General features: G+C 74.9%; 21 protein-coding genes. 8 read left to right on the forward strand and 13 right to left on the reverse strand.

Annotated features, from left to right (window positions below; translation table 11 throughout):
• The first annotated feature begins 96 nt into the window (after positions 1-96).
• Complete coding sequence (locus GV155_RS18580; RefSeq protein ID WP_160010388.1) at positions 97-465, forward strand: Crp/Fnr family transcriptional regulator; 369 nt, start codon at positions 97-99, stop codon at positions 463-465.
• A gap of 7 nt (positions 466-472) precedes the next feature.
• Positions 473-1,531 (forward strand): adenylate/guanylate cyclase domain-containing protein, encoded by a 1,059-nt coding sequence (locus GV155_RS18585; protein WP_236554422.1) that lies wholly within the window; start codon positions 473-475, stop codon positions 1,529-1,531.
• 109 nt (positions 1,532-1,640) lie between these two features.
• Here GV155_RS18585 and GV155_RS18590 read toward each other — a convergent pair whose 3' ends face one another.
• From GV155_RS18590 to GV155_RS18605, 4 genes are read right to left on the reverse strand one after another with little or no spacing between them, the layout of a single operon-like run.
• Positions 1,641-2,585 carry a DUF5926 family protein gene (locus GV155_RS18590; RefSeq protein ID WP_160010390.1) on the reverse strand — a complete coding sequence of 315 codons (945 nt, stop codon included), beginning with the start codon at positions 2,583-2,585 and terminating at the stop codon, positions 1,641-1,643.
• 19 nt (positions 2,586-2,604) lie between these two features.
• On the reverse strand, positions 2,605-3,414 hold the full coding sequence (locus GV155_RS18595) for a glycerophosphodiester phosphodiesterase (RefSeq protein WP_160010392.1): 810 nt from the start codon (positions 3,412-3,414) through the stop codon (positions 2,605-2,607).
• 44 nt (positions 3,415-3,458) lie between these two features.
• Positions 3,459-4,661, reverse strand: coding sequence for an ATP-binding protein (locus GV155_RS18600; RefSeq protein WP_160010394.1), 1,203 nt, complete (start codon positions 4,659-4,661; stop codon positions 3,459-3,461).
• A 33-nt stretch (positions 4,662-4,694) separates the two neighbouring features.
• Complete coding sequence (locus GV155_RS18605) at positions 4,695-4,988, reverse strand: hypothetical protein (protein WP_160010396.1); 294 nt, start codon at positions 4,986-4,988, stop codon at positions 4,695-4,697.
• A 114-nt stretch (positions 4,989-5,102) separates the two neighbouring features.
• On the opposite strand from GV155_RS18605, the gene GV155_RS18610 reads away from it, so the two are divergent.
• From GV155_RS18610 to GV155_RS18625, 4 genes are all read left to right on the forward strand, one after another.
• The gene (locus tag GV155_RS18610) at positions 5,103-5,969 is read left to right on the forward strand and encodes an Fpg/Nei family DNA glycosylase (protein WP_160010398.1); all 867 of its coding nucleotides are present in this window, start codon (positions 5,103-5,105) and stop codon (positions 5,967-5,969) included.
• Positions 5,970-6,102: 133 nt separating this feature from the next.
• Positions 6,103-6,774 carry an alpha/beta hydrolase gene (locus tag GV155_RS18615; RefSeq protein WP_201300243.1) on the forward strand — a complete coding sequence of 224 codons (672 nt, stop codon included), beginning with the start codon at positions 6,103-6,105 and terminating at the stop codon, positions 6,772-6,774.
• Positions 6,775-6,811: 37 nt separating this feature from the next.
• Positions 6,812-7,477 (forward strand): histidine phosphatase family protein, encoded by a 666-nt coding sequence (locus GV155_RS18620; RefSeq protein WP_160010400.1) that lies wholly within the window; start codon positions 6,812-6,814, stop codon positions 7,475-7,477.
• 202 nt (positions 7,478-7,679) lie between these two features.
• Positions 7,680-8,015, forward strand: a complete 336-nt coding sequence (locus tag GV155_RS18625; RefSeq protein WP_160010402.1) for a rhodanese-like domain-containing protein — start codon at positions 7,680-7,682, stop codon at positions 8,013-8,015.
• A gap of 33 nt (positions 8,016-8,048) precedes the next feature.
• Here GV155_RS18625 and aat read toward each other — a convergent pair whose 3' ends face one another.
• A complete protein-coding gene (aat, locus tag GV155_RS18630; protein ID WP_160010404.1) occupies positions 8,049-8,732 on the reverse strand; it encodes a leucyl/phenylalanyl-tRNA--protein transferase in 684 nt (227 codons plus the stop codon).
• Between the two features lie 75 nt (positions 8,733-8,807).
• Between aat and GV155_RS18635 the strand changes: the two genes are divergently transcribed.
• A complete protein-coding gene (locus tag GV155_RS18635) occupies positions 8,808-9,491 on the forward strand; it encodes an EcsC family protein (RefSeq protein WP_236554423.1) in 684 nt (227 codons plus the stop codon).
• On the opposite strand, the gene GV155_RS18640 is transcribed toward GV155_RS18635, so the two are convergent.
• The 6 genes from GV155_RS18640 to GV155_RS18665 are packed head-to-tail and all read right to left on the reverse strand — an operon-like array spanning position 9,452 to position 17,467.
• On the reverse strand, positions 9,452-10,711 hold the full coding sequence (locus GV155_RS18640) for a hypothetical protein (RefSeq protein ID WP_160010406.1): 1,260 nt from the start codon (positions 10,709-10,711) through the stop codon (positions 9,452-9,454). The two genes, GV155_RS18635 and GV155_RS18640, sit on opposite strands and share 40 nt — an antisense overlap.
• Positions 10,708-11,931: a hypothetical protein gene (locus GV155_RS18645; protein WP_160010408.1), complete on the reverse strand. Its 1,224-nt coding sequence runs from the start codon at positions 11,929-11,931 to the stop codon at positions 10,708-10,710. The genes GV155_RS18640 and GV155_RS18645 overlap by 4 nt, the downstream gene beginning before the upstream one ends.
• Entirely contained in the window at positions 11,928-13,040 is a 1,113-nt protein-coding gene (locus GV155_RS18650) for a hypothetical protein (RefSeq protein ID WP_160010410.1), read from the reverse strand. Before GV155_RS18650 ends, GV155_RS18645 begins: the two co-directional genes overlap by 4 nt.
• Positions 13,037-14,005 (reverse strand): hydroxymethylglutaryl-CoA lyase, encoded by a 969-nt coding sequence (locus GV155_RS18655; protein WP_236554424.1) that lies wholly within the window; start codon positions 14,003-14,005, stop codon positions 13,037-13,039. The genes GV155_RS18650 and GV155_RS18655 overlap by 4 nt, the downstream gene beginning before the upstream one ends.
• On the reverse strand, positions 14,002-15,903 hold the full coding sequence (locus tag GV155_RS18660; protein ID WP_160010412.1) for an ATP-binding protein: 1,902 nt from the start codon (positions 15,901-15,903) through the stop codon (positions 14,002-14,004). The genes GV155_RS18655 and GV155_RS18660 overlap by 4 nt, the downstream gene beginning before the upstream one ends.
• Positions 15,904-15,910: 7 nt before the next feature.
• Positions 15,911-17,467, reverse strand: a complete 1,557-nt coding sequence (locus GV155_RS18665) for a carboxyl transferase domain-containing protein (protein ID WP_328820820.1) — start codon at positions 17,465-17,467, stop codon at positions 15,911-15,913.
• Positions 17,468-17,596: 129 nt separating this feature from the next.
• On the opposite strand from GV155_RS18665, the gene GV155_RS18670 reads away from it, so the two are divergent.
• Positions 17,597-18,163: an SACE_7040 family transcriptional regulator gene (locus GV155_RS18670; protein WP_160010414.1), complete on the forward strand. Its 567-nt coding sequence runs from the start codon at positions 17,597-17,599 to the stop codon at positions 18,161-18,163.
• A 442-nt stretch (positions 18,164-18,605) separates the two neighbouring features.
• On the opposite strand, the gene GV155_RS20540 is transcribed toward GV155_RS18670, so the two are convergent.
• The gene (locus tag GV155_RS20540) at positions 18,606-19,205 is read right to left on the reverse strand and encodes a hypothetical protein (protein ID WP_201300244.1); all 600 of its coding nucleotides are present in this window, start codon (positions 19,203-19,205) and stop codon (positions 18,606-18,608) included.
• Positions 19,206-19,208: 3 nt separating this feature from the next.
• A complete protein-coding gene (locus GV155_RS18680) occupies positions 19,209-20,015 on the reverse strand; it encodes a crotonase/enoyl-CoA hydratase family protein (protein ID WP_160010416.1) in 807 nt (268 codons plus the stop codon).
• Positions 20,016-20,055: the final 40 nt, after the last annotated feature.

The raw sequence follows: 20,055 nt of genomic DNA on the forward strand, positions 1-20,055 counted from the left end.
GTCCGGTCCAGTGGGCCGGGTCACCGTCGTACGCCGTGACCCGCGTCCGCGCGGGCTCGTTGACGAGGTGACCACCCCGCGACGAGAGGCGCCCCCATGCCCGGCACGTTCTTCGAGTCCTTCACGCCTCCCGAGGTCGCCCGGATCAGCGCCGCCGGCCGCCGCGTGCGCCTGCCCGAGGGCTGGTCGCCGATCTGGGAGCGGACGCCGGCCGACAAGGCGTACGTCATCATCTCCGGCGAGGTGTCCGTGCGCCGTGGCGGCGAGGAGATCGCCCGGCTCGGCGCCGGCGACGTGATGGGCGAGGGCGGGATCGTGCGGCACTCCCTGCGCTCGGCCTCGCTGGTGGCCCTGAGCCCGCTGGACCTGATCCACTTCACCGCCGAGGCCGTCGAGCAGCTGTCGGTGGAGATGCCGCGCTTCCGGCAGGCGCTCGACGCGGTGGCCGCGTCCCGCCTGGGATGATGCGGCGGTGAACGAGGACCAGGACCAGGGCGGTGACGAGGCCCTCCCGACGGGCGCGTCCCTGCAGGACGCGGTGCAGCGGCTCGAGGCGCGACTGCTCGACGGGCTCCCGCGGCTGACCCGGCAGGAGGTCGCCGACGCGGCCGGCGTACCGCTGGTGGTGGCCGAGGAGATGTGGCGGCTGCTCGGCTTCGCCCGGGTGGGCGACGACGACGTCGCGTTCACCGACGCCGACGTCGAGGCGCTGCGCCTGACCCACGACCTGATGCGCCTGGGCGTGCTCGACGACGACTCGCAGTCCGCGCTGGTGCGGACCTGGGGGCGCAGCTTCGCGCGGCTGGCCGAGTGGCAGACCTCGCTGATGGCCCGGGTCGCCCTCGAGGACGCCCGCGACCCCGCCGAGCAGCTGGCCCGGTTCGCCGAGGACGTGCTGCCGCGCATCGACCAGCTGCAGTCGTACGTGTGGCGCCGCCACCTCACCAGCGCCGCCGGCCGGTTGCTGACCTCCTCGGGCGGGGCCCGGGACGCCGCCGACGCCGTGCAGACGCAGACCGTCTGCTTCGTCGACATCGTCGGCTACACCGCGCGCAGCCGTTCGCTGGACGAGTCCGAGCTGGTGGCGTGGCTGGAGTACTTCGAGGACCAGTGCGCGGGGATGTCGCTCGACGTCGGCGCCCGGATCATCAAGAACATCGGCGACGAGGTGCTGCTGGTCGCCGACGCCCCCGGCCCGATGGTCGCGCTGGCGCTGGCGATGACCGCGCGCGGGGAGGACGAGGACGACCGCTTCCCGCGGGTACGCGCCGGCGTCGCGACCGGCGAGGTGGTCAGCCGCCTCGGCGACGTCTTCGGCTCGACGGTCAACGTGGCCGCCCGCCTCACCTCGGTCTCGCGGCCCGGCCGCGTGCTGGTCGACGCCGGGACGCACGACGCGCTGGCGCCCGCCGAGCAGCCCGCGGGCGCCGACGACGCGCCGCCGTACCGGTTCAAGCGGGTGCGGCGCATCTCGGTGAAGGGGTTCACCCGGCTGGCGGCCTGGACCGTACGGCCGCGCTCCGGGGGCTGAGCGCCGACCGAGGCGGGACTTGACGGGCAGGTTTCGAACTTGTCGGCCTTTGCAAAGGCCGACAAGTTCAGAAGTCCCCGGCCGGCCGGGGACTTCCGACGGCTCCGACCTAGCGGATCGTGACCTGCCGGTTCGCCAGGCCCGACCGCGCGGCGCGCTGCTCCGAGGTCAGCGGGGTCGTCTCCGCCAGGGCGGCGTCGAGCGCGGTCTTGAAGTCGGCGGCGGGGTCCTCGAGCGCCTCCGCACCGGTGCCGACGGGCAGGTCCCAGACCGGGGTGAGCAGCCCGTGGGCGCGGAACATGCCGACCAGGCGGCCCTCCGGGATCAGGGTGTCGGTGCCCGCGGCGTGCAGGCGGGCGAGGGCGTCGAGCAGCTCGCCCTCGGGCTCGGGCATCACCCAGCGCAGGTGCTCCTTGGAGCCCATCCGGGTCCAGTAGGCCGAGGCGACCGACGTCAGGCGGGCCGTCGGGGCGGCCTGGTCGTCGGCCTGCTCGAGCAGGTCGGCGACCTCCGGGGACTGGTCGGACTCCTCGACCCAGTAGCCGTAGCCCTCGTGCACGGTGATGTCGAGCGGGGCGTCGACCACGAGGTCCTGCAGCCGGGGACCGGGGCCGGGGGCGTCGGTGAGGCCGACGGCGCCGGGCTCGGCCTCGAGCGCGGCCAGCAGCACGGCGGCGAGGTCCCGGGAGGGGTCGCCGAAGGCGTGCTGGACCTGGAGCCCGAGCAGCACCTCGCCGGAGTCGCGGACGACCGCCGGCACGGCGCCGGGGGCCAGGGTGCAGAGCGTGACGGTGCGGCCGTGGGCGTCGACGTCGTCGCGCAGCGTCAGCGGGGCGGTCGCGGCGGGGACGAGCTCGCGCAGGGCGACCACGTCGCCCTCGGAGGCCAGGCCCTCGAAGGGGCGCGCGACGTACACGTCACCGCCGCCGGCGGCACCGTGGCACGCCTTGTAGCGCTTGCCCGACCCGCAGGGGCAGGGCTGACGGGGACCGACCTCGCCGGGCTCGGTGGGGGTGGTCTCGGCGCGCTGCCGGTTGCGGTTCTTCTTGGCCATGGCCGCAACCTATCCGGCCTCAGGCGCCGGAGGCGGATCGCCCGCCGGGGCGCCCGTCGAGCAGGCCGATCAGGTACGCCGGGCGGTCGGTGATCACGGTCGTCACACCGAGGTCCTGGCAGAGCCGCAGCTCCTCGGCGGTGTTGACCACCCACACGTGGACCTCGTGCCCGCTGCGGGCGAGCCGCTTGCCGTACTTGCGGTGCTCGGTGAGGTCGTCCATCCCCGGCCCGACCAGCCAGTCGCGCCCGATCGCGCGCTTGAGCATCGGCCAGGCCGCCGGGCGGTCGATCAGCTGGACGAGCTGGACCCCCGGGGCGAGCCGCTCGACGCGCTGCAGGGCGGTGAAGGAGAAGCTCATCACCCGGGCCGGGGACCCGGGCCGGGCCCAGCCGAACTCCCCCAGCATCTCGACCAGCCGCTTCTCGACCAGGCCGCCGTAGCGGGTCGGGTGCTTGGTCTCGATCGCGATCTCGACGCGGCGGTCGAGGTCGGCCACGTGCTCCAGCAGCTTGCGGAGGGTCAGCACGCCGCTGGTCTCGGGATCGGGCTCGGCCGCCTCGTCGTCGAGGTCGGCCCACGGGTTCTTCCAGCTGGCGAAGTCGAGCTCGGCGATCTCCGCCAGCTCCATGGTCGAGACGGCGCCGGGTGACTGGGCGGTGCGGCGCAGGTCGCGGTCGTGGACGCAGATCAGGTGCCCGTCGGCGGTCAGCCGTACGTCGCACTCCAACCCGTCCGCGCCGGCGTCCAGCGCGGCGAGGTAGGCACGGAGCGTGTGCTCGGCGTTGTCGTGGCTGGCGCCGCGGTGAGCGACGACCTTCGGCCTCATGGCTCCATGGTGGCAGGGTCAGGGGCGGTCGGGTGGGAGGGCGGTCACCGGGCGCGCAGGTACTTGCCGAAGTGCGGCACGGTGAACGCCACGCTCCCCCGCTCGGCGGAGTAGACGAGGCCCTTCTTGATCAGCCCGTCGCGGGCCGGGGAGAGCGACTGGGGCTTGCGGGCGAGGTGCTCGGCGATGCCGGCGGTGGCCACCGCGAGGTCGCCGGCCTCGACGCCGAGGTCGGCCATCGCGGTCATGTAGTCGCGCTCGGCGGGGGTCGCACGGTCGTACCGGGCGCCGAAGAAGCCGATCGCGAGCTCCTGCTCGGCCTCGGGGGCGGCGGCGCGGACGTCGTCGACGCCGATCGGGGAGCCGACGGCGGCGTCCCAGGTGACCTTGCCGTAGGCCTGCACGAAGTAGGGGTAGCCGTCGGTCAGGGCGTAGAGCTCGTCGAGGGCGTCGTCGTCGAAGGTGACCCCCTCGGTGGCCGCCGGCAGCCGCCAGGCGCGGTCGGCCATCGCGCGCGGGAGCCGGTCGACCGAGACGTAGCGGAACAGGCGCTCGGCGTACGACTTCGACGCCGCGAGCGCGACCGGCAGGTGCGGCAGGCCCGCGCCGACCACGATCAGCGGGGCGCCCTGCTGGCTGATCTCGTGGCAGGCGCCGCAGAGCGCGGCGAGCTCCTCGATCGAGATGTCCTGCATCTCGTCGATGAAGAGCCCGACGCCGACGCCGAGGTCGCCGGCCAGGGTGGCGACGTCGGTGAACAGCTCGACGAGGTCCAGCTCGAGGTCGCCGGAGTCGGCGCGGCCGCGGGTGGCCGGGACGTCGGTCGGCGGGGTCCAGCGGACACCGGCCGAGCGGGCCGTACGCCGCTCCTCGACCGTGGCGCGCAGGGCGAACGACTTCAGGGTGCCGGCGACCTCGTCGACCCGGTCGGGGTCGCGGTGGCGGTGGGCGACCTCGCGGACGGCGGCGTGGACGGCCTGCGCGACCGGGATCCGGATGCTCTGGTCGGGGCGCGCCTCGATCTTGCCGGTCCCCCACGCCCGCCGCACGGCCTCGCCGCGCAGCGCGTTGAGCAGCACGGTCTTGCCGACCCCGCGCAGCCCGGAGAGCACCATCGACCGCTCAGGTCGCCCGGCGCCGACGCGCTCCAGGGTGACCTCGAACTGCCCCAGCTCGCGGTCGCGACCGGCCAGCTCGGGCGGGCGCTGCCCCGCGCCGGGGGCGTACGGGTTGCGGATCGGGTCCATGTCAGGACCGTATCCGTGTGTCTAGCGCCAGCCCTAGATGGCGGCGGGCCGGGCGTGGCGCGCGTGGAGGCCGGTGACCGGGACGGCGCGGGCGGCGGCCGGGTGGTTGTCGGCGTACGCCTGGTCCAGCCCCGACTGCAGCACCTCCATCAGCTGCGCGGCCTCCGGGAGACCGAGCCGGAAGGAGCCGGTGCAGACGTTGTCGCGCCACAGCGAGAGCACGATGAGGTCCTTCTCGGAGTGCCAGGAGACCCGCATCGCGCGCTCGGCCCCGCGCGCGTCGAGGAAGATCGCGCCCGTCGCCGGGAGGGGGTGCGGGAGTGGCACCCCTCCATCCTGCCCGCGCGACGGGCCGGAGGGAAGGGAAAGTCGACAAAGTGGACTGTGGTCCGGGGTGACGGACCCCTCGCCGGTGGTCGCGGGCGTCCCTAGGATGACGCCATGCCGGAGCTCCCCGAGGTCGAGGCGCTGGCCCTCGACCTGCGCCAGCGGCTCGACGGCCGGGCGATCACCAAGATCCACCTGGCCGCGTTCAGCGCGCTGAAGACCTACGACCCGCCGCTCACCGCGCTCGAGGGCACCCTGGTCGACGACGTGACGCGGCACGGCAAGTTCCTCGACATCGAGGCCTCGGGCACGCACCTCGTGCTGCACCTGGCCCGGGCCGGGTGGGTGCGCTGGCGCGACGAGGTCCCCGACAAGCCGCCGAGCGCGAGCAACAAGTCGCCGCTGGCGCTGCGGGTCGTGCTCGACCCCGAGGCCGGGCTCGACGTGACCGAGGCCGGCACCCGCAAGTCGCTCGCGGCCTACGTCGTGCGCGACCCGCTCGACGTGCCCGGCATCGCCAGCCTGGGCCCCGACCCGCTCACCGACGACTTCACCCTCGACGCCTTCAAGGTCATCCTCGAGCGCGAGGGCCGCAAGCAGGTCAAGGGCGTGCTGCGCCACCAGGGCACCATCGCCGGCATCGGCAACGCCTACTCCGACGAGCTCCTCCACGCCGCGCGGATGTCGCCGTACAAGCCCGCGAGCAGCCTCGACGAGGAGGAGGTCCAGACCCTGTACGCCGCGATCCGCGGCGTGCTCGGCGACGCGGTCGAGCGCAACCGGGGTCTCGCGGCGAGCGAGCTCAAGGGCGAGAAGAAGACGCACATGGCCGTCCACGGGCGGGCGGGCGAGGCCTGCCCGGTCTGCGGCGACACCGTGCGGGAGGTGTCCTTCGCCGACTCGAGCCTGCAGTACTGCCCGACCTGCCAGACCGGGGGGAAGCCGTTGGCGGACCGGCGGACGAGCAAGTTCCTGAAGTAGCCGTCGGGCCTGCGTCACGGGGGTGCTCCGGTCCGAGGGTCGACAGTGCAGCGGATCGGGACGCGTATCGCGTACCGATCCGCTGCGATCGGCCTCACCCCTCGGCGGCTTGGGCCTCGGGGAGGATTGCAGCGTGCCTGGAACTCCTCAGCTGATCACCGTCGACCGCCCCCGCGACCCCGACGGGGTCGTCCTGCTCCTCCACGGTGGCGGGTCGCGCCGCGACTCCGCCGCGGTCAGCCCCACCCAGCTGTCGGTGCTGCGGATGATCCCGGTCGCGCAGCGGGTGCGCCGCGCCGGGCGGGGACGGCTGGCGGTCTACCGGCTGCTGAACTCGGTGCGCGGCTGGGACACGAGCCGTACCCCGGTCCAGGACGTCGAGTGGGCGCTCGACCAGGTCCGCGCCGACCTCCCCGACGCTCCCGTGGCGCTGGTCGGCCACTCGCTCGGGGGCCGGGCGGCGCTCCTGGCCGGCGACCGGCCGGCCGTACGCACGGTGGTCGCGCTGAACCCGTACGTCTTCCCCGACGACGCCCCCGACCTGCGCGGGCGCCACGTCCTCTTCGTGCACGGCGACGAGGACCGGATCGCGAGCCCGGCCAAGGCCGAGGCCGTGGCCCGGCGGCTGATGCGCACCACCGACGTCGGGTTCGTCACCGTCACCGGCGGCAAGCACGCGATGCTGAAGCACGGGGCGACCTTCGAGAAGGCGGCCGCCGACTTCGTGGCCGCCACCCTGCTCGGCGACGACAGCGCCGGCCCGGCCGCGCGGGTGCTCGCCGGCGAGCAGTGGGTGACGTCGTGACGCCCCCCGTCCACCCGACGCCGCTACCCTCCGCGCCATGCGGCTGATCCTCGTCCGGCACGGCCAGACCTCCTCCAACGTCGCCGGCGCGCTCGACACCGCCGAGCCGGGAGCCGACCTCACCGACCTCGGCCGGCGCCAGGCCGCGGCCGTGCCTGCCGCGCTGGCCGACGAGGACGTGGTGGCGGTGTACGCCTCCCCGCTCGTCCGCACCCAGCAGACCGCGGCCCCGCTCGCCGAGGCGCGCGGGCTGCCGGTCGTCGTACGACGCGGGCTCGAGGAGGTCTCCGCCGGCGACCTCGAGATGCGTACCGACGAGGAGGCCGTGCTGGCGTACGTCGACCTGCTCCGCTCCTGGATGCACACGGACCGCGACCGGAGCCTCCCCGGCGGGGAGGACGGCACCTCCTTCCTGGCCCGCTTCGACGCCGTCGTCGCGGACCTCGCCGAGGCCCACGGACCCGACGACACCGTCGTCGTGGTCAGCCACGGGGCGGCGATCCGGGTCTGGACGGCCGTCGCCACGGCGATGTCGCCCGAGCACGCCGCCGAGCTGCACGTCTCGAACACCGCGGCCGCCGTCCTCGAGGGATCACCGCAGGCCGGGTGGGAGCTGGTCTCGTGGACCGCCGACCCCCTCGGCGGTGCCGAGCTCCTCGACCTGACCGCGCACGACGTCACGGGCGACGACGTCGACGACTGAGCCGTCCGACTCATCACTGTCCCGGCGGGCACGGTCTCGTCACGCTCGCTCCTCGACCACCGGCGCCGTGTCCGGAATCGTCACCTCGAGGCGCCGCGAGCGTCATCTCGGCTGTCCGCGAGCGTCACCTCGGCTGTCCGCGAGCGTCATCTCGGCGGTGCCCGGCCAGCCTGCCGCGCGCCCGCCGTGGCAGGCTCGGGGCATGAGCGAGGTCCCCACCGTCACCCTGGACGCCGTCCCGAACCCCCTGCCCGAGCGGTTGCCCGTGATCGACGTGCGCGAGCAGCACGAGTGGGACGCGGGGCACATCGAGGGGGCGCGTCACCTGCCGATGAGCCAGCTCATGGAGCGTCTCGACGAGGTGCCCGAGGGCCAGGTGCTGGTGACCTGCAAGGTCGGGGGCCGCTCGGCGCAGGTCGTGGCCTACCTCGTCCAGCAGGGCCACGACGTGGTCAACCTCGACGGCGGGATGCTCGAGTGGGAGGCCGCCGGGCGCCCGATGGTCAGCGAGGACGGGCAGCCCCCGCGCGTGGTCTGAGCCTGCCCGACCCGGTCTGCTCGACCCGACCGCTCAGCGCAGGTCGAGGCCCGGCGGGAGCGGCGTGGCGAACAGCTCCGGCAGCGCGGCGAGGTAGTCGGCGCGGTCGATCTCGGTGATGCCGAGGGACTCCAGGTGCGGCGTCGCCCACTGCACGTCGACCAGTCGCGGACCGTCGGCCGACCCCTCGCGCAGCAGGTCGACCAGCCCGACCAGGGCCACCTTCGAGGCGTCGCGGGCGCGGTGGAACATCGACTCCCCGGCGAACAGCCCGCCGATGGCGAGCCCGTACAGCCCGCCGACGAGCTCGTCGTCCTGCCACGCCTCGACGGAGTGCGCCCAGCCGAGCGCGTGCAGGCGCTGGTAGGCCGCGGCGACGTCCTCGCTGATCCAGCCGTGCGGGCGTCGGGGGTCCGCGCAGGCCTCGACGACCTCGGCGAAGACCGTGTCGACCCGGATCTCGGTGTCGCGGCAGGAGCGACGCAGCGACCGCGGGACCCGCAGGTCCTCGAGCCGGAGGACGCCGCGGCGGACGGGGCTGAACCAGTACATCGGGTCGCCGGGTTCGCCGGCCGGCATCGGGAAGATCCCGTGCCGGTAGGCCTCCAGCAGCGTGCCCGGCTCGAGGTCGGCCCCGATCGCGACCAGGTCGTCGGTCTCGTCGTGCGCCGAGGGGTCCCCGAAGATCCATCCGGTGGTGGGGGGCTCGACGGGCACGGGGCGACCGTAGCGGCTCCCCGGACCCCCCACGGCTGCCGACCGGGTGGTCGGGTCCTCCCTAGGATCGGGGACATGGGCATGATCAAGAACCAGATCGGCAAGCAGCTCGGCTCCCGCGTCACGGGACTCGCTCCGGGACTGACGACCTCCTTCGTGCGCGAGGCGCTGGCGCGTGCGATCAACGGCGTCGGGCCCCTCCCCGCGGCGGCGAAGGCGGCCGAGAAGCAGCTGGCCGAGCAGAAGGGCGACCGGGACAAGGCGGTGCGCGAGCTGGTCGAGAACCACGTCCGCTTCGCGGGCGCCCAGGGCTTCGTGACCAACGTCGGCGGACTGGTGACCGCGCCGCTGACGATCCCCACCAACGTCACCGGGCTGGCGCTGCTGCAGTGCCGGATGGTCGCCGGCATCGCGCACCTGCGCGGCTACGACCTCGACGACCCCAAGGTCCGCAACGCGATCCTGGTCACCGTCCTCGGTGAGGACGTCGTGGAGGACCTGGTGAAGAAGAACAAGCTGCCCGCCCCGCCGATGGCGATGGCGACCGCCCCCGTGCACGACGAGGCGCTGGACGCCACGGTCTCCCGCGAGGTCGCCAGCTCGATCATCAGCCGGATCACCGGCAAGCGTGCCGCCGTCGCGGTGACCCGCCGGATCCCGGGTGTCGGTGGCGTCGTGGGCGCGAGCGCCGACGGCTACGCCACCTGGAAGATCGGGCGCTACGCCGAGCGCGAGCTCCTGCCGCGCGCTGCCCGGTAGACCCGCATCGAGACGCGGCCCACCCGCGAGCGCTCGAGCCCGCGCACGATCCGCTCGCGGCGCAGGTAGGAGGGGCGGAGGTAGGAGCGCTCGAGGGCGTCACGGACCTCGTCGAGCTGCCGGCGCAGGTCCTGCTCGACCTCGCGCGCCCGGGCCTGCTCGGCGGCGCGCCCCTCGCGCTCGCGCACCTGCTCCTGCAGCACCGCCCCGATCGTGGCAAGCGCCGCGTCCGCGACGTCCGCCTCGTCGGGCCGGTCGGGATCGGCGAAGTCCTCGGCCGAGCCCGTGGGCCGCGAGAGCAGGTCGTCGAGGTCGCCCACCACGTCGTAGCCGCGGTCGCGGACCTCGGCGACCCAGCTCGACTGGAGGTCGTGCAACCAGTCGTGCAGGTCCGGCGGGACGGCCAGCCGCGGCGAGTCGCGCCGCGGGGAGAGCGTCTGGTGCGCCACCAGCTCGCGGACGAGGGGCCGGTAGTGCACGGGGGGGACCAGCTTGTTGGTGCTCGCGTTGATCCGGCGCAGCAGCGCGGTCTCGGGCACGCCCATCGAGGGGTTGGTGCGCGTGGTGTCCAGCTCGAGGTCGAGGCCGTCGAGGCCGAAGGCGTGCGAGAACCGCTGCCACAGCAGGTCGGGGTCGCCGCCCGGCGGTGGCACCGTGATCAGGTGCACCCGCTCGGGCGGGACGAGGGCGCCCCACCGGTCGAGGATGTCGGGGATCTCCTGCACCGCCCAGAACCAGCTCCCGATCCGGGTCGCGCGGTCCGGGTCGCGCAGCTGGGACAGGAACCGCTCGTAGGTCAGCGCGCTGCGGTGCTTGACGTTCTCCTGCCACTCCGCCGGGACCTGACGGACCAGGTCGCGCCCGGACAGCAGCAGGTGGACCTCCGCGGGCTCGCCGCCGGGCTCGTCGAAGGAGGCCAGGGCCTCCGCGGCCTGGGTGGCGGTCGCCCGCGCCAGGATCTCGTGGCTGATGATCGCGGTGCCGTCGTGCTCGCGCACCTGCGAGGCGAGCTTCTCCCAGCAGCCGAGGGCCTCGTGCTCCAGGCCGCCCCAGGGCAGCCGCATCAGGTCGAGGGCGGCCAGGAAGTGCGCGTCGAACCGGTCGGCGGGGTAGAGCACGCCGTGCTCGAGGAGGCGTACGCGGTTCCGGAACAGCACGTCCTGGAGGTAGGACGTCCCGGTCTTGGGGGTGCCGACGTGCACCAGCACCCGACGCGTCATACCTGCTCCCCTCCGTGATCGGCGGCCCTGCCCGGCACCAGGCCCTGGGCCAGCAGCGAGACCGCGACCTCGAGCACCTGCTCGAGGTCCGGCACCTCACGACCGGGTGGGTCCGGCACGACCCCGGGTCGACCCGGCAGCAGGTCGTCGACGTCGCCCGCGACAGCGTAGCCAGCCCGGAGCACGCGGCGGCGCTGCCGGACCGCGCGGCGCGCCGCCCATCGTGCCTGCTCGGCCGGCACCCGGGGCAGCGGTCCTGCCACCAGGGCGGCCGTCCCGGGTCGCCCGGCCAGCGCCGCGAGGGCGGGGAGGAGCCGTTCGCGCAGCAGCGCGGCGTGCTCGTGGGGAGGGGCGACGACGGCCAGGGCGACCCGGACGCGCCGCGCGAGCTCGACGGCGTCCCCGCCGAGGCCACCGGCGGCGTCCGGACCGAGCACCCGGGCCAGGTCCCGCCGGCGCAGGCCCACGAGCCGCCGGAGGGCGGCCGGGTCGGTGACCACGACGACCCGCCCCGCCCCCGCCCGCGAGGCCCAGGCCTCGGCCTGGCCGGCCACGTCGGCGCCCCGCGGCAGGGCGCCGCCGGCCTGGCCCGCGATCCAGTCCGGCCACGCCGGCGCCCCCTCGTGCAGCACCCGGTGGGCCCAGGTGCGGGCGAGCAGGTCGGGCACCGGTCCGCCGAGGACCAGGACCCGGGGGCGGCGGCCGCCGGGAGGTCGTCCGCGGCGGCGCAGCTCCTCGCGGACCCGGGCCGCGAGCCAGGGGTCGCCGACGACCCGGTAGCCGCGGCCCGCCGCCCGGCGCAGCCGGGACGTACGGGTCGGGGGTGCGACCTCCGGACGGGTCACCGGGGCGCCGGGCAGGGCGTCGGCCAGGAGCAGGACCGCGACCCGCAGCAGCTCGTCGGCCGGCACCTCGGCGGGGTCGACCGGCAGCGGCCCGAACCTCGCGCGGGGCCCGCCGGGCAGCGGCAGGTCGGTGCGTCCGCGGTCGAGCGCGCTGGCGAGGAGGACCCGGTCGCGCGCGGCCACGGGGAGGTCCCCGGCGCCGTTGACCCGACGCAGCAGCTCGAGCTGCTGGGCGCCCGGGAGCACCCGGGGGCCGGTCGCGGCCGGGCCCGCGGAGGCGCCCGCCGGCGCGGACCAGCCGGTCCAGGGCGTACGCCCCCCCTCGCGCAGGTGGGCCACCCAGGACCAGGCCCGGGCAGCGGCCGGGTCGCTCACCTGGTCCGGATCCGGCGGGCGGCCTCGGCGCGCACCCGTCGTGGCAGCGACCGTTCCGGCATCGGGCGCCGGGCGGCCTCCTCGGTCATGGCCGTCAGCGCCCGCATCGCCACCCGCAGCCGCCACTTGCGCGACATCGAGTCGGGGTCGTTCCAGTCCTCCTCGGCCACCGGGCGCGGCTCGAGCTCCTCGAGGTCGCCGACGACGTCGATGCCCGAGGCCTCCACCCAGGTGCGCCAGCGCGCGGTCTCCTCCTGCGCCCACTCCAGCAGGCTCGGGGGCATCCGGACGGACGGTGAGGGGCTGCTCCCGCTGACGAGGCTGTCCTCGGCGAGCAGGTTGCGGATGAGGTAGTCGTAGTCGGGCCCGCGGCGCACCTTGCGGTCCAGGGCCTCGTTCAGGGTCCGGACCACCTCGGTCTCGGCCGCACCCATGGAGGCGTTGCGGCGGTCGCTGGGACGTGGCGCCCACCCGGGGTCGATGCCGGTGACGGCGCAGAACCGGGTCCAGAGCAGGTCGCCGGTGCTGCCGCTGGGCGGGACCGTCACCAGGTGGACCCGCTCCGGGGGCAGGCCCTCGGACCACCGGTCCAGCACGGTGGGCAGGTCGAAGGCGTGGGCGAACCACGCCGAGCGGCGACGGAACTTCTTCACGAAGGAGGCGTAGGACCACGTCCGGCCCTGCTTGATGCTCTCCTGCCACGCCGCGGGCACCTGCCGGCCGAGGTCGCGCACGGTGTAGACCACGTGCAGCTCGGCGCCGTCGGCGCTCAGGTCCTGCTTGGCCCGCGCCACGGCCTCGGGCCTGGCCGGGGCGAGGATCTCGTGGCTGACGATGACGGTCCCGTCGGTCGCCCGGACCTTCTTCACCAGCGCGTCCCAGGCACCCTCGGCGTGACCGGGGGCGCCGCCCCAGTCCTGGCCGAGCAGGTCCAGGGCCGCCCGGAACTGGAACAGCGCCGGGCTGACCAGGCGGGACCCGGTCGGGACGTGCACGCCGTGGCGGGCCAGCGACCGGGCGTTGATCGACAGCCGGTCCTGCAGGTAGGTGGTGCCGGTCTTGGGTGCCCCGACGTGGAGGAAGACGCGACGCGGGGCGGTTCGGCTCACGTCGGCGATTGTGCCGTACCGCCGCCGAGCGCCCGCACCACGGCCGACGGGCTGGGCCGCCAGAGCCGCCCGGCCATCCAGGTCGACGTCCTCACGAGGGCCTCCAGGTCGACGCCGTGCCCGACCCCGAGGCCGTCCAGCAGCCACACGAGGTCCTCCGTGGCCAGGTTGCCGGTGGCGCTCTCGGCGTACGGGCAGCCGCCGAGACCGCCGGCGCTGGCGTCGAAGGTGGTGATGCCGGCCCGCAGCCCGGCCTGGACGTTGGACAGGGCCTGGCCGTAGGTGTCGTGGAAGTGCAGGGCGAGCCGGTCCGGCCCGATCCCGGCGTCGCCGAAGGCCTCGACCAGGGCGGCGACGTGGCCGGCGGTGCCGACCCCGATGGTGTCGCCGAGGCTGAGCTGGGACGCACCGAGGTCGAGCAGCCGGCGGCCGGCGTCGACGACCTGCGTCACCGGCACCGGCCCCTCCCAGGGGTCGCCGAAGCACATCGAGACGTACGCGCGCACGTCCGCGCCGGCCTCCAGCGCACGGGCGACGACCGGGGCGAACATGGCGTGCTGCTCGTCCAGCCCGCGGTTGAGGTTCTTGCGCGCGAAGGTCTCCGTGGCGGAGCCGAAGACGGCCACGTGGCGCATCCCGAGCTCCAGGGCCCGGTCGAGCCCGCGCTCGTTGGGCACCAGCACCGGCAGGGCGCGGGCCGCGTCGCCGAGGTCGTCGACCAGGGACCCGACGAGGTCGGCGGCGTCGGCCAGCTGCGGGACCCAGCGCGGGTGCACGAAGCTGGTGGCCTCGACCACCGGCAGCCCGGCGGCGAGCAGCCGGCGCACGAACTCGGCCTTGACCGGCGTCGGCACCAGCTCCTGCTCGTTCTGCAGGCCGTCGCGGGGGCCGACCTCGTAGATCGTGACCCGGTCCGGCATCCCCGGGGCGGGGACGGTCATCGGCAGGCCGGGCGGGCGGGTCACGACGCGTCCTCGGTGGCCGGGTCGGGGTCGACGCGGACCACGACGTGGCCCATCGGGACCTGGTCGCCCACCGCGGCACCCACGCCGGCGACGACACCGTCGTGCGGCGCGGTCAGCGCCAGCTCCATCTTCATCGCCTCGACGGCGCCGAGCCGCTGACCGGCGGCGACCCGGTCGCCGACGGCGACCGCGAGCTCGATGACGGTGCCCGGCATCGGCGAGGTGACGTCGGCGTCGCCGACCGCCGCCTCGCCGCGGCGGGCCGGGTCGGGCCGGTCGAAGCGCCACGGGTGGCCCTCGACGACGACCCAGGCCCCCCCACGGTCGACGACGACCGGGCCGCGGTCGACCAGGTGGTGGGGCCGCGGCCCGAGGTCGACCGGCACCTCGTGGACCTCGCCGGTCGGGTCGAGGAGCGTGACGGTCACCGGGCGGGAGGGACCGGCGCTGCGCCACCCGTCGAGCGCCTCCCAGGGCCCGGGTCCCACGACGAGGTGCTCGTCGGCCCAGGCCTGGGCGGCGAGCGCGGCGGCGTGGCCGGCCAGGGTCGGGGCGGTGAGCAGCTCCTCGGCCGCCGGTCCGTCCAGCCAGGACGTGTGCACCTCGCCGGTGCGGAAGGCCTCGCTCGCGACCAGCCGCCGCAGGAAGCCGGTGTTGGTGACCACCCCGAGGACGGCGGTGTGGTCGAGGGCCAGCACGGTCAGCGCCAGCGTGGTCCCGCGGTCGGGCCCGGTGACGACGACCTTGGCGAGCATCGGGTCGTACGCCGTGCCGACCGTGCCGCCCTGCTCGACGCCCCACTCGTGGCGGGCGCCCCCGGCGCGCAGCAGCCGGTGGACGCGGCCGGTCTGGGGCACGAACCCGGCGTACGGGTCCTCGGCGTAGACGCGGACCTCGACGGCGTGGCCGGTGCAGGTGATCTCCTCCTGGGCCAGCGGCAGCGGGCTGCCCTGGGCGACGAGGAGCTGCCAGGCCACGAGGTCGATCCCGGTGACCTCCTCGGTGACGGGGTGCTCGACCTGGAGGCGGGTGTTCATCTCGAGGAAGTACGCGCCGGCGTCGGGACCGTCCCCGTCGACGAGGAACTCGACCGTGCCGGCGCCGGTGTAGCCGACCTCCTGGCACAGCGCGACCGAGGACTCGAGCAGGCGGCGGCGGACCGTCTCGTCGAGGTACGGCGCCGGCGCCTCCTCGACCACCTTCTGGTGGCGCCGCTGCGCCGAGCAGTCCCGCTCGAAGAGGTGCACGACGTGGCCGTGCTCGTCGCCGACGACCTGGACCTCGACGTGGCGGCCGCGCTCGACGTAGGTCTCGACCAGCAGGGTGTCGTCGCCGAAGGCCGACCGCGCCTCGCGGCGGGCCCGGGCCACGGCCTCGGCGAGGTCGGCGGGGTCGCGCACGACGTGCATCCCCTTGCCGCCGCCGCCGGCGGCAGCCTTCACCAGGACGGGGAACGCCTCGGCCGGGACGTCGTCCTCGGGGTAGCGCGGCGTGACCGGCACGCCGGCGCGCTCGGCGACCTCGCGGGCGTGGTCCTTGCGGCCCATCAGGTCGATCACCTCGGGCGTGGGCCCGATCCAGACCAGGCCGGCGTCGCGGACGGCGCGGGCGAAGCCGGCGTTCTCGGACAGGAACCCGTAACCGGGGTGCACGGCCTCGGCGCCGGACGCGGCGGCCGCGGCCAGGAGCCGCTCGACCGAGAGGTACGACTCCGCGGCGGGCGTCGGCCCGAGGCGTACGGCGGTGTCGGCCTCGGCGACGAACGGGGCGCGGGCGTCGGCGTCGGAGTAGACCGCGACGGTGCGCAGGCCGGCGTCGCGGCAGCCGCGGATGACGCGGCGTGCGATCTCGCCGCGGTTGGCGACGAGGACGGAGGAGAAGCGGTGCTGCGTGGTCATCGGGTCCTCACATCCGGAAGACGCCGAAGTGCGGCGTCTCCGGGATCGGGGCACGGGCGACGGCGGCGAGGCCGAGCCCGAGCACGCGGCGGGTGTCGACGGGGTCGATGACGCCGTCGTCCCAGAGCCGGGCGGTGGAGTAGTAGGGCGAGCCCTGCTCCTCGTACTGCGCGCGGACCGGGTCCTTGAACGCCTCCTCCTCCTCGGCCGACCACTGCCCGCCGCGGGCCTCGATCCCGTCGCGGCGCACGGTGGCCAGGACCGAGGCGGCCTGCTCGCCGCCCATCACCGAGATCCGGGCGTTGGGCCACATCCACAGGAAGCGGGGGTCGTAGGCGCGACCGCACATGCCGTAGTTGCCGGCGCCGTAGGAGCCGCCGATCACGACGGTCAGCTTGGGCACCACCGAGGAGGCGACCGCGGTGACGAGCTTGGCGCCGTCCTTGGCGATCCCGCCGTTCTCGTACTCGCGCCCGACCATGAAGCCGGCGATGTTCTGCACGAACAGCAGCGGGATGCCGCGCTGGTTGGCCAGCTCGACGAAGTGGGCGCCCTTGAGGGCCGACTCGCTGAACAGGATCCCGTTGTTGGCCACGATCGCGACCGGGTAGCCGTGGACGTGCGCGAACGCGCAGACCAGGGTCTCGCCGTAGAGCGGCTTGAACTCGTGCAGGCGCGAGCCGTCGACGATCCGGCGCAGCACCTCGCGGACGTCGTACGGCGTGCGCGGGTCGGCCGGCACGACGTCGTAGAGGCCCTCGGGGTCCTCGAGCGGCTCCTCGACCGGCTGCGGCTCGAGGTGCACCCGGCCGGGGCCGAGGGTGCCGACGATCGAGCGGACCAGGTCCAAGGCGTGGGCGTCGTCGTCGGCGAGGTGGTCGACCACCCCGGAGACCCGGGCGTGGACGTCGCCGCCGCCGAGCTCCTCGGCCGTGACCACCTCGCCGGTCGCCGCCTTCACCAGCGGCGGCCCCCCGAGGAAGATCGTGCCCTGGTCCTTGACGATGACGGTCTCGTCGCTCATCGCGGGGACGTAGGCACCGCCGGCGGTGCAGGACCCCATCACCGCGGCGACCTGGGCGATCCCGCCGGCCGACATCCGGGCCTGGTTGAAGAAGATCCGGCCGAAGTGCTCCCGGTCGGGGAAGACCTCGTCCTGGAGCGGCAGGAACGCGCCGCCGGAGTCGACGAGGTAGACGCAGGGCAGGTGGTTCTCGGCGGCGACGGCCTGGGCGCGCAGGTGCTTCTTGACCGTGACCGGGTAGTAGGTGCCGCCCTTGACGGTCGCGTCGTTGGCCACCACGACGACCTCGCGCCCGGCCACCCGGCCGATCCCGGTCACGACGCCCGCGGCGGGGACCGCGTCGTCGTACATCCCGGTGGCGGCCAGCGGGCTGAGCTCCAGGAACGGGCTGCCCGGGTCGAGCAGGCGGTCGACCCGGTCACGGGCGAGCAGCTTGCCGCGGGCGACGTGCTTGGCACGGGCGGCCTCGCTGCCGCCGCGCCGCACGGTCTCGAGCCGCGCGCGCAGCTGCGCGGTCTGGGTTCGCAGGTCGTCGGTCACGGACGTCAGGTTAGCGATCGTTAACCTCCTGGTCGAGCCCCGGGCGGCGGGACCTCCGGACGGAGGTGAGACCGGGATCTCGTGGCGGCCTCGGTCGTGCCGTCGCCGCACACCCTAGGGTCGTGGCTCGTGGAGACCCGGTCGCGACGCGAGCAGATCCTGGACACCGCGGCCGTCCTGTTCGCACGCCGTGGGTTCCACGGGGTGTCGGTCAGCGACATCGGGGCCGCCTGCGGCGTCTCGGGACCGGCGCTCTACAAGCACTTCCCGTCCAAGGACTCCGTGCTCGCCGAGATGCTGGTCTCGATCAGCGAACGGCTCCTGGCCGACGGCGGCCGCCGGGCGGCGGAGGCCACGGACCCCGTCGGCGCCCTGCGCGCGCTGATCGACTTCCACGTCGACTTCGCGCTGGCCCACCCGGCGCTGATCGTGGTCCAGGACCGCGACTGGTCCTCGCTGCCCGACGACGCGCGCGAGATCGTGCGCACCCTCCAGCGCTCCTACGTCGACCTCTGGGCCGCGCAGTGCCGCGAGGCCGACCCCTCGCTCGGCCCGGCGCAGGCCCGGGCGCGGGCACACGCCGTGTTCGGCCTGATCAACTCCACCCCCCACAGCGCGGTGCTGCCGCCGGCCGAGATGGCCGCGCTGCTGCGCGGGATGGCCGACGGGGCGCTGGGGCTGGCGCCGGGGGCCTGACGGCGCGGCGGCAAGCTGTCGTACGGGCGCAATGGCGTGGTTCCTGCAGCTTTCTCGCCCGAAACCAGTCGCGGATTCAGATGGTCGTAGCAACACCTGAGCAGAGGTGTTGTAGATGGCGAAGCGTTACGTCTCCTACGAAGAGCGCGATGAGTTCTTCGAGTTGTTGTGTTCGGGCCTGTCATTAGACGCGGCTGCGGCTGGTAGCGGCGTGTCGGGCACCGCGGCGCGGGGTTGGTGGCGAGCCTCGGGGTTTGTGAGTCCACGAATCCAGATGGGGCGCTGCGGCGGTTGCAGCCACCCTGAACGCCAGACCACGGCCTACCCTCAACATGCGCACACCAGCCCAAGAGCTGGACCAGCTCCTGACAACCCCGTCAGCAGCCTGACCCCGTTGCTACGACCGATGGACCCCGCCAGTCGGAACGGCGCCATTGCGGAGTTACGACACGTCGCCCCGGTCGTTGGTGCCGCCCTGGTCGTCGGTGCCGCCCCGCTCGGCGGTCGGCAGCCGCTCGCGGTCCTGCTCGACCCGGTCGGCGAGGGGCGCGCCGCCGGGCAGCGCCCGCAGGACCGTGCGCGCCATCGCGTCGCGGCGCCCGGTGTGGGTGGGCAGGGCCGCGCGGGGGTTGACCAGGTCGCGGTAGCCCGCGATCGCCCAGCCCGTGGCGCCCACGGCGTCGAAGATCCCGGCCGCCGCACGCCGGCGGGAGGAGGCCGCCAGGCCGAGCGCGCACAGCGCGTGCACCGCGTCGACCCAGACGCCCATCGCCAGGCCCTCGGGACTCGGCCGCGCCCCGGACAGCACCGCCTGGGTCAGGTGGCGCGCGCCCAGCACCCGACCGGTCCAGATCATGGCGGGGTCGTCGTCGATCGAGATCGCACGCAGCAGCGGCGTCGGCCCGACCAGCATCACCAGGCCCCAGGCACCCCGGACGACCTCGATCCGCCGCACGGTCGTCTGCTCGTCCGGCCGGACCAGCGAGGTGGGGTCGATCCGCCAGAGGGCGACCCGGTCGAGCACGTCCTGCGGGGTGCGCACGTCCTAGGACCCCTGGTAGTCGCCGGCGCGCTTCTCACGCAGGGCGGCCAGCGCCTCGGCGTGGTCCGCGGTGTGGTGCGCCAGGGCCTGCATGGCCGCGGACAGCTCGAGCACCGCGGCCTGGCCCTGGTGCTGGGAGGCCTTGAGCAGCTTCTTGGCCATCCGGGTCGCGTGCGGCGGGTTCTTCGCGACCCGGGCGGCCAGCGCGTGCGCGGCGTCGAGCAGGTCGTCGGGCTCGACGACCTGCGAGACCAGGCCCCAGTCCAGCGCCGTGGCGGCGTCGACCCGGTCGCCGGTCAGCGCCATCTCGGCCGCCCGGGCCGGTCCGACGGCCTGGGTCAGCAGCCACGCGCCGCCGTCACCGGGGATGATCCCGAGCTGGACGAAGGACTCCGCGAACCACGCGCGGCTGGAGGCCACCCGCAGGTCGCACATCAGGGTCAGGTCGCAGCCGGCGCCGACCGCGGGCCCGTTGACCGCGGCCACGAAGGGCGTCTCGCAGCGGGCCATCGCCGCCGGGATCTGCTGGATCCCGTGCCGGTAGCCGTTGCGCAGCTCCCACGGGGTGCCGCCGAACATGCCCCGCCGCTCCTCCATGTCGCGCACGTTGCCGCCCGCGGAGAAGGCCGACCCCGCGCCGGTGAGGACCACGCAGCGCACGTCGGTGTCGGCGTCGACGCGCGCCAGGTTGTCGACCAGGGCGGCGACCACGTCGGGCCCCGAGATCGGGTTGCGCTGGTCGGGCAGGTCCAGCGTCCAGGTCTCGACGTGCGGGGTGCGGTCGCGCTCCACGCGCAGGACGTCGCTCATCGGGTCTCCTCGGTACGGGGCGGGTGGTGCCGCGGCCTCA

The sequence above is a fragment of the Nocardioides sp. AX2bis genome, from assembly GCF_902506435.1.
Lineage (GTDB): Bacteria > Actinomycetota > Actinomycetes > Propionibacteriales > Nocardioidaceae > Nocardioides.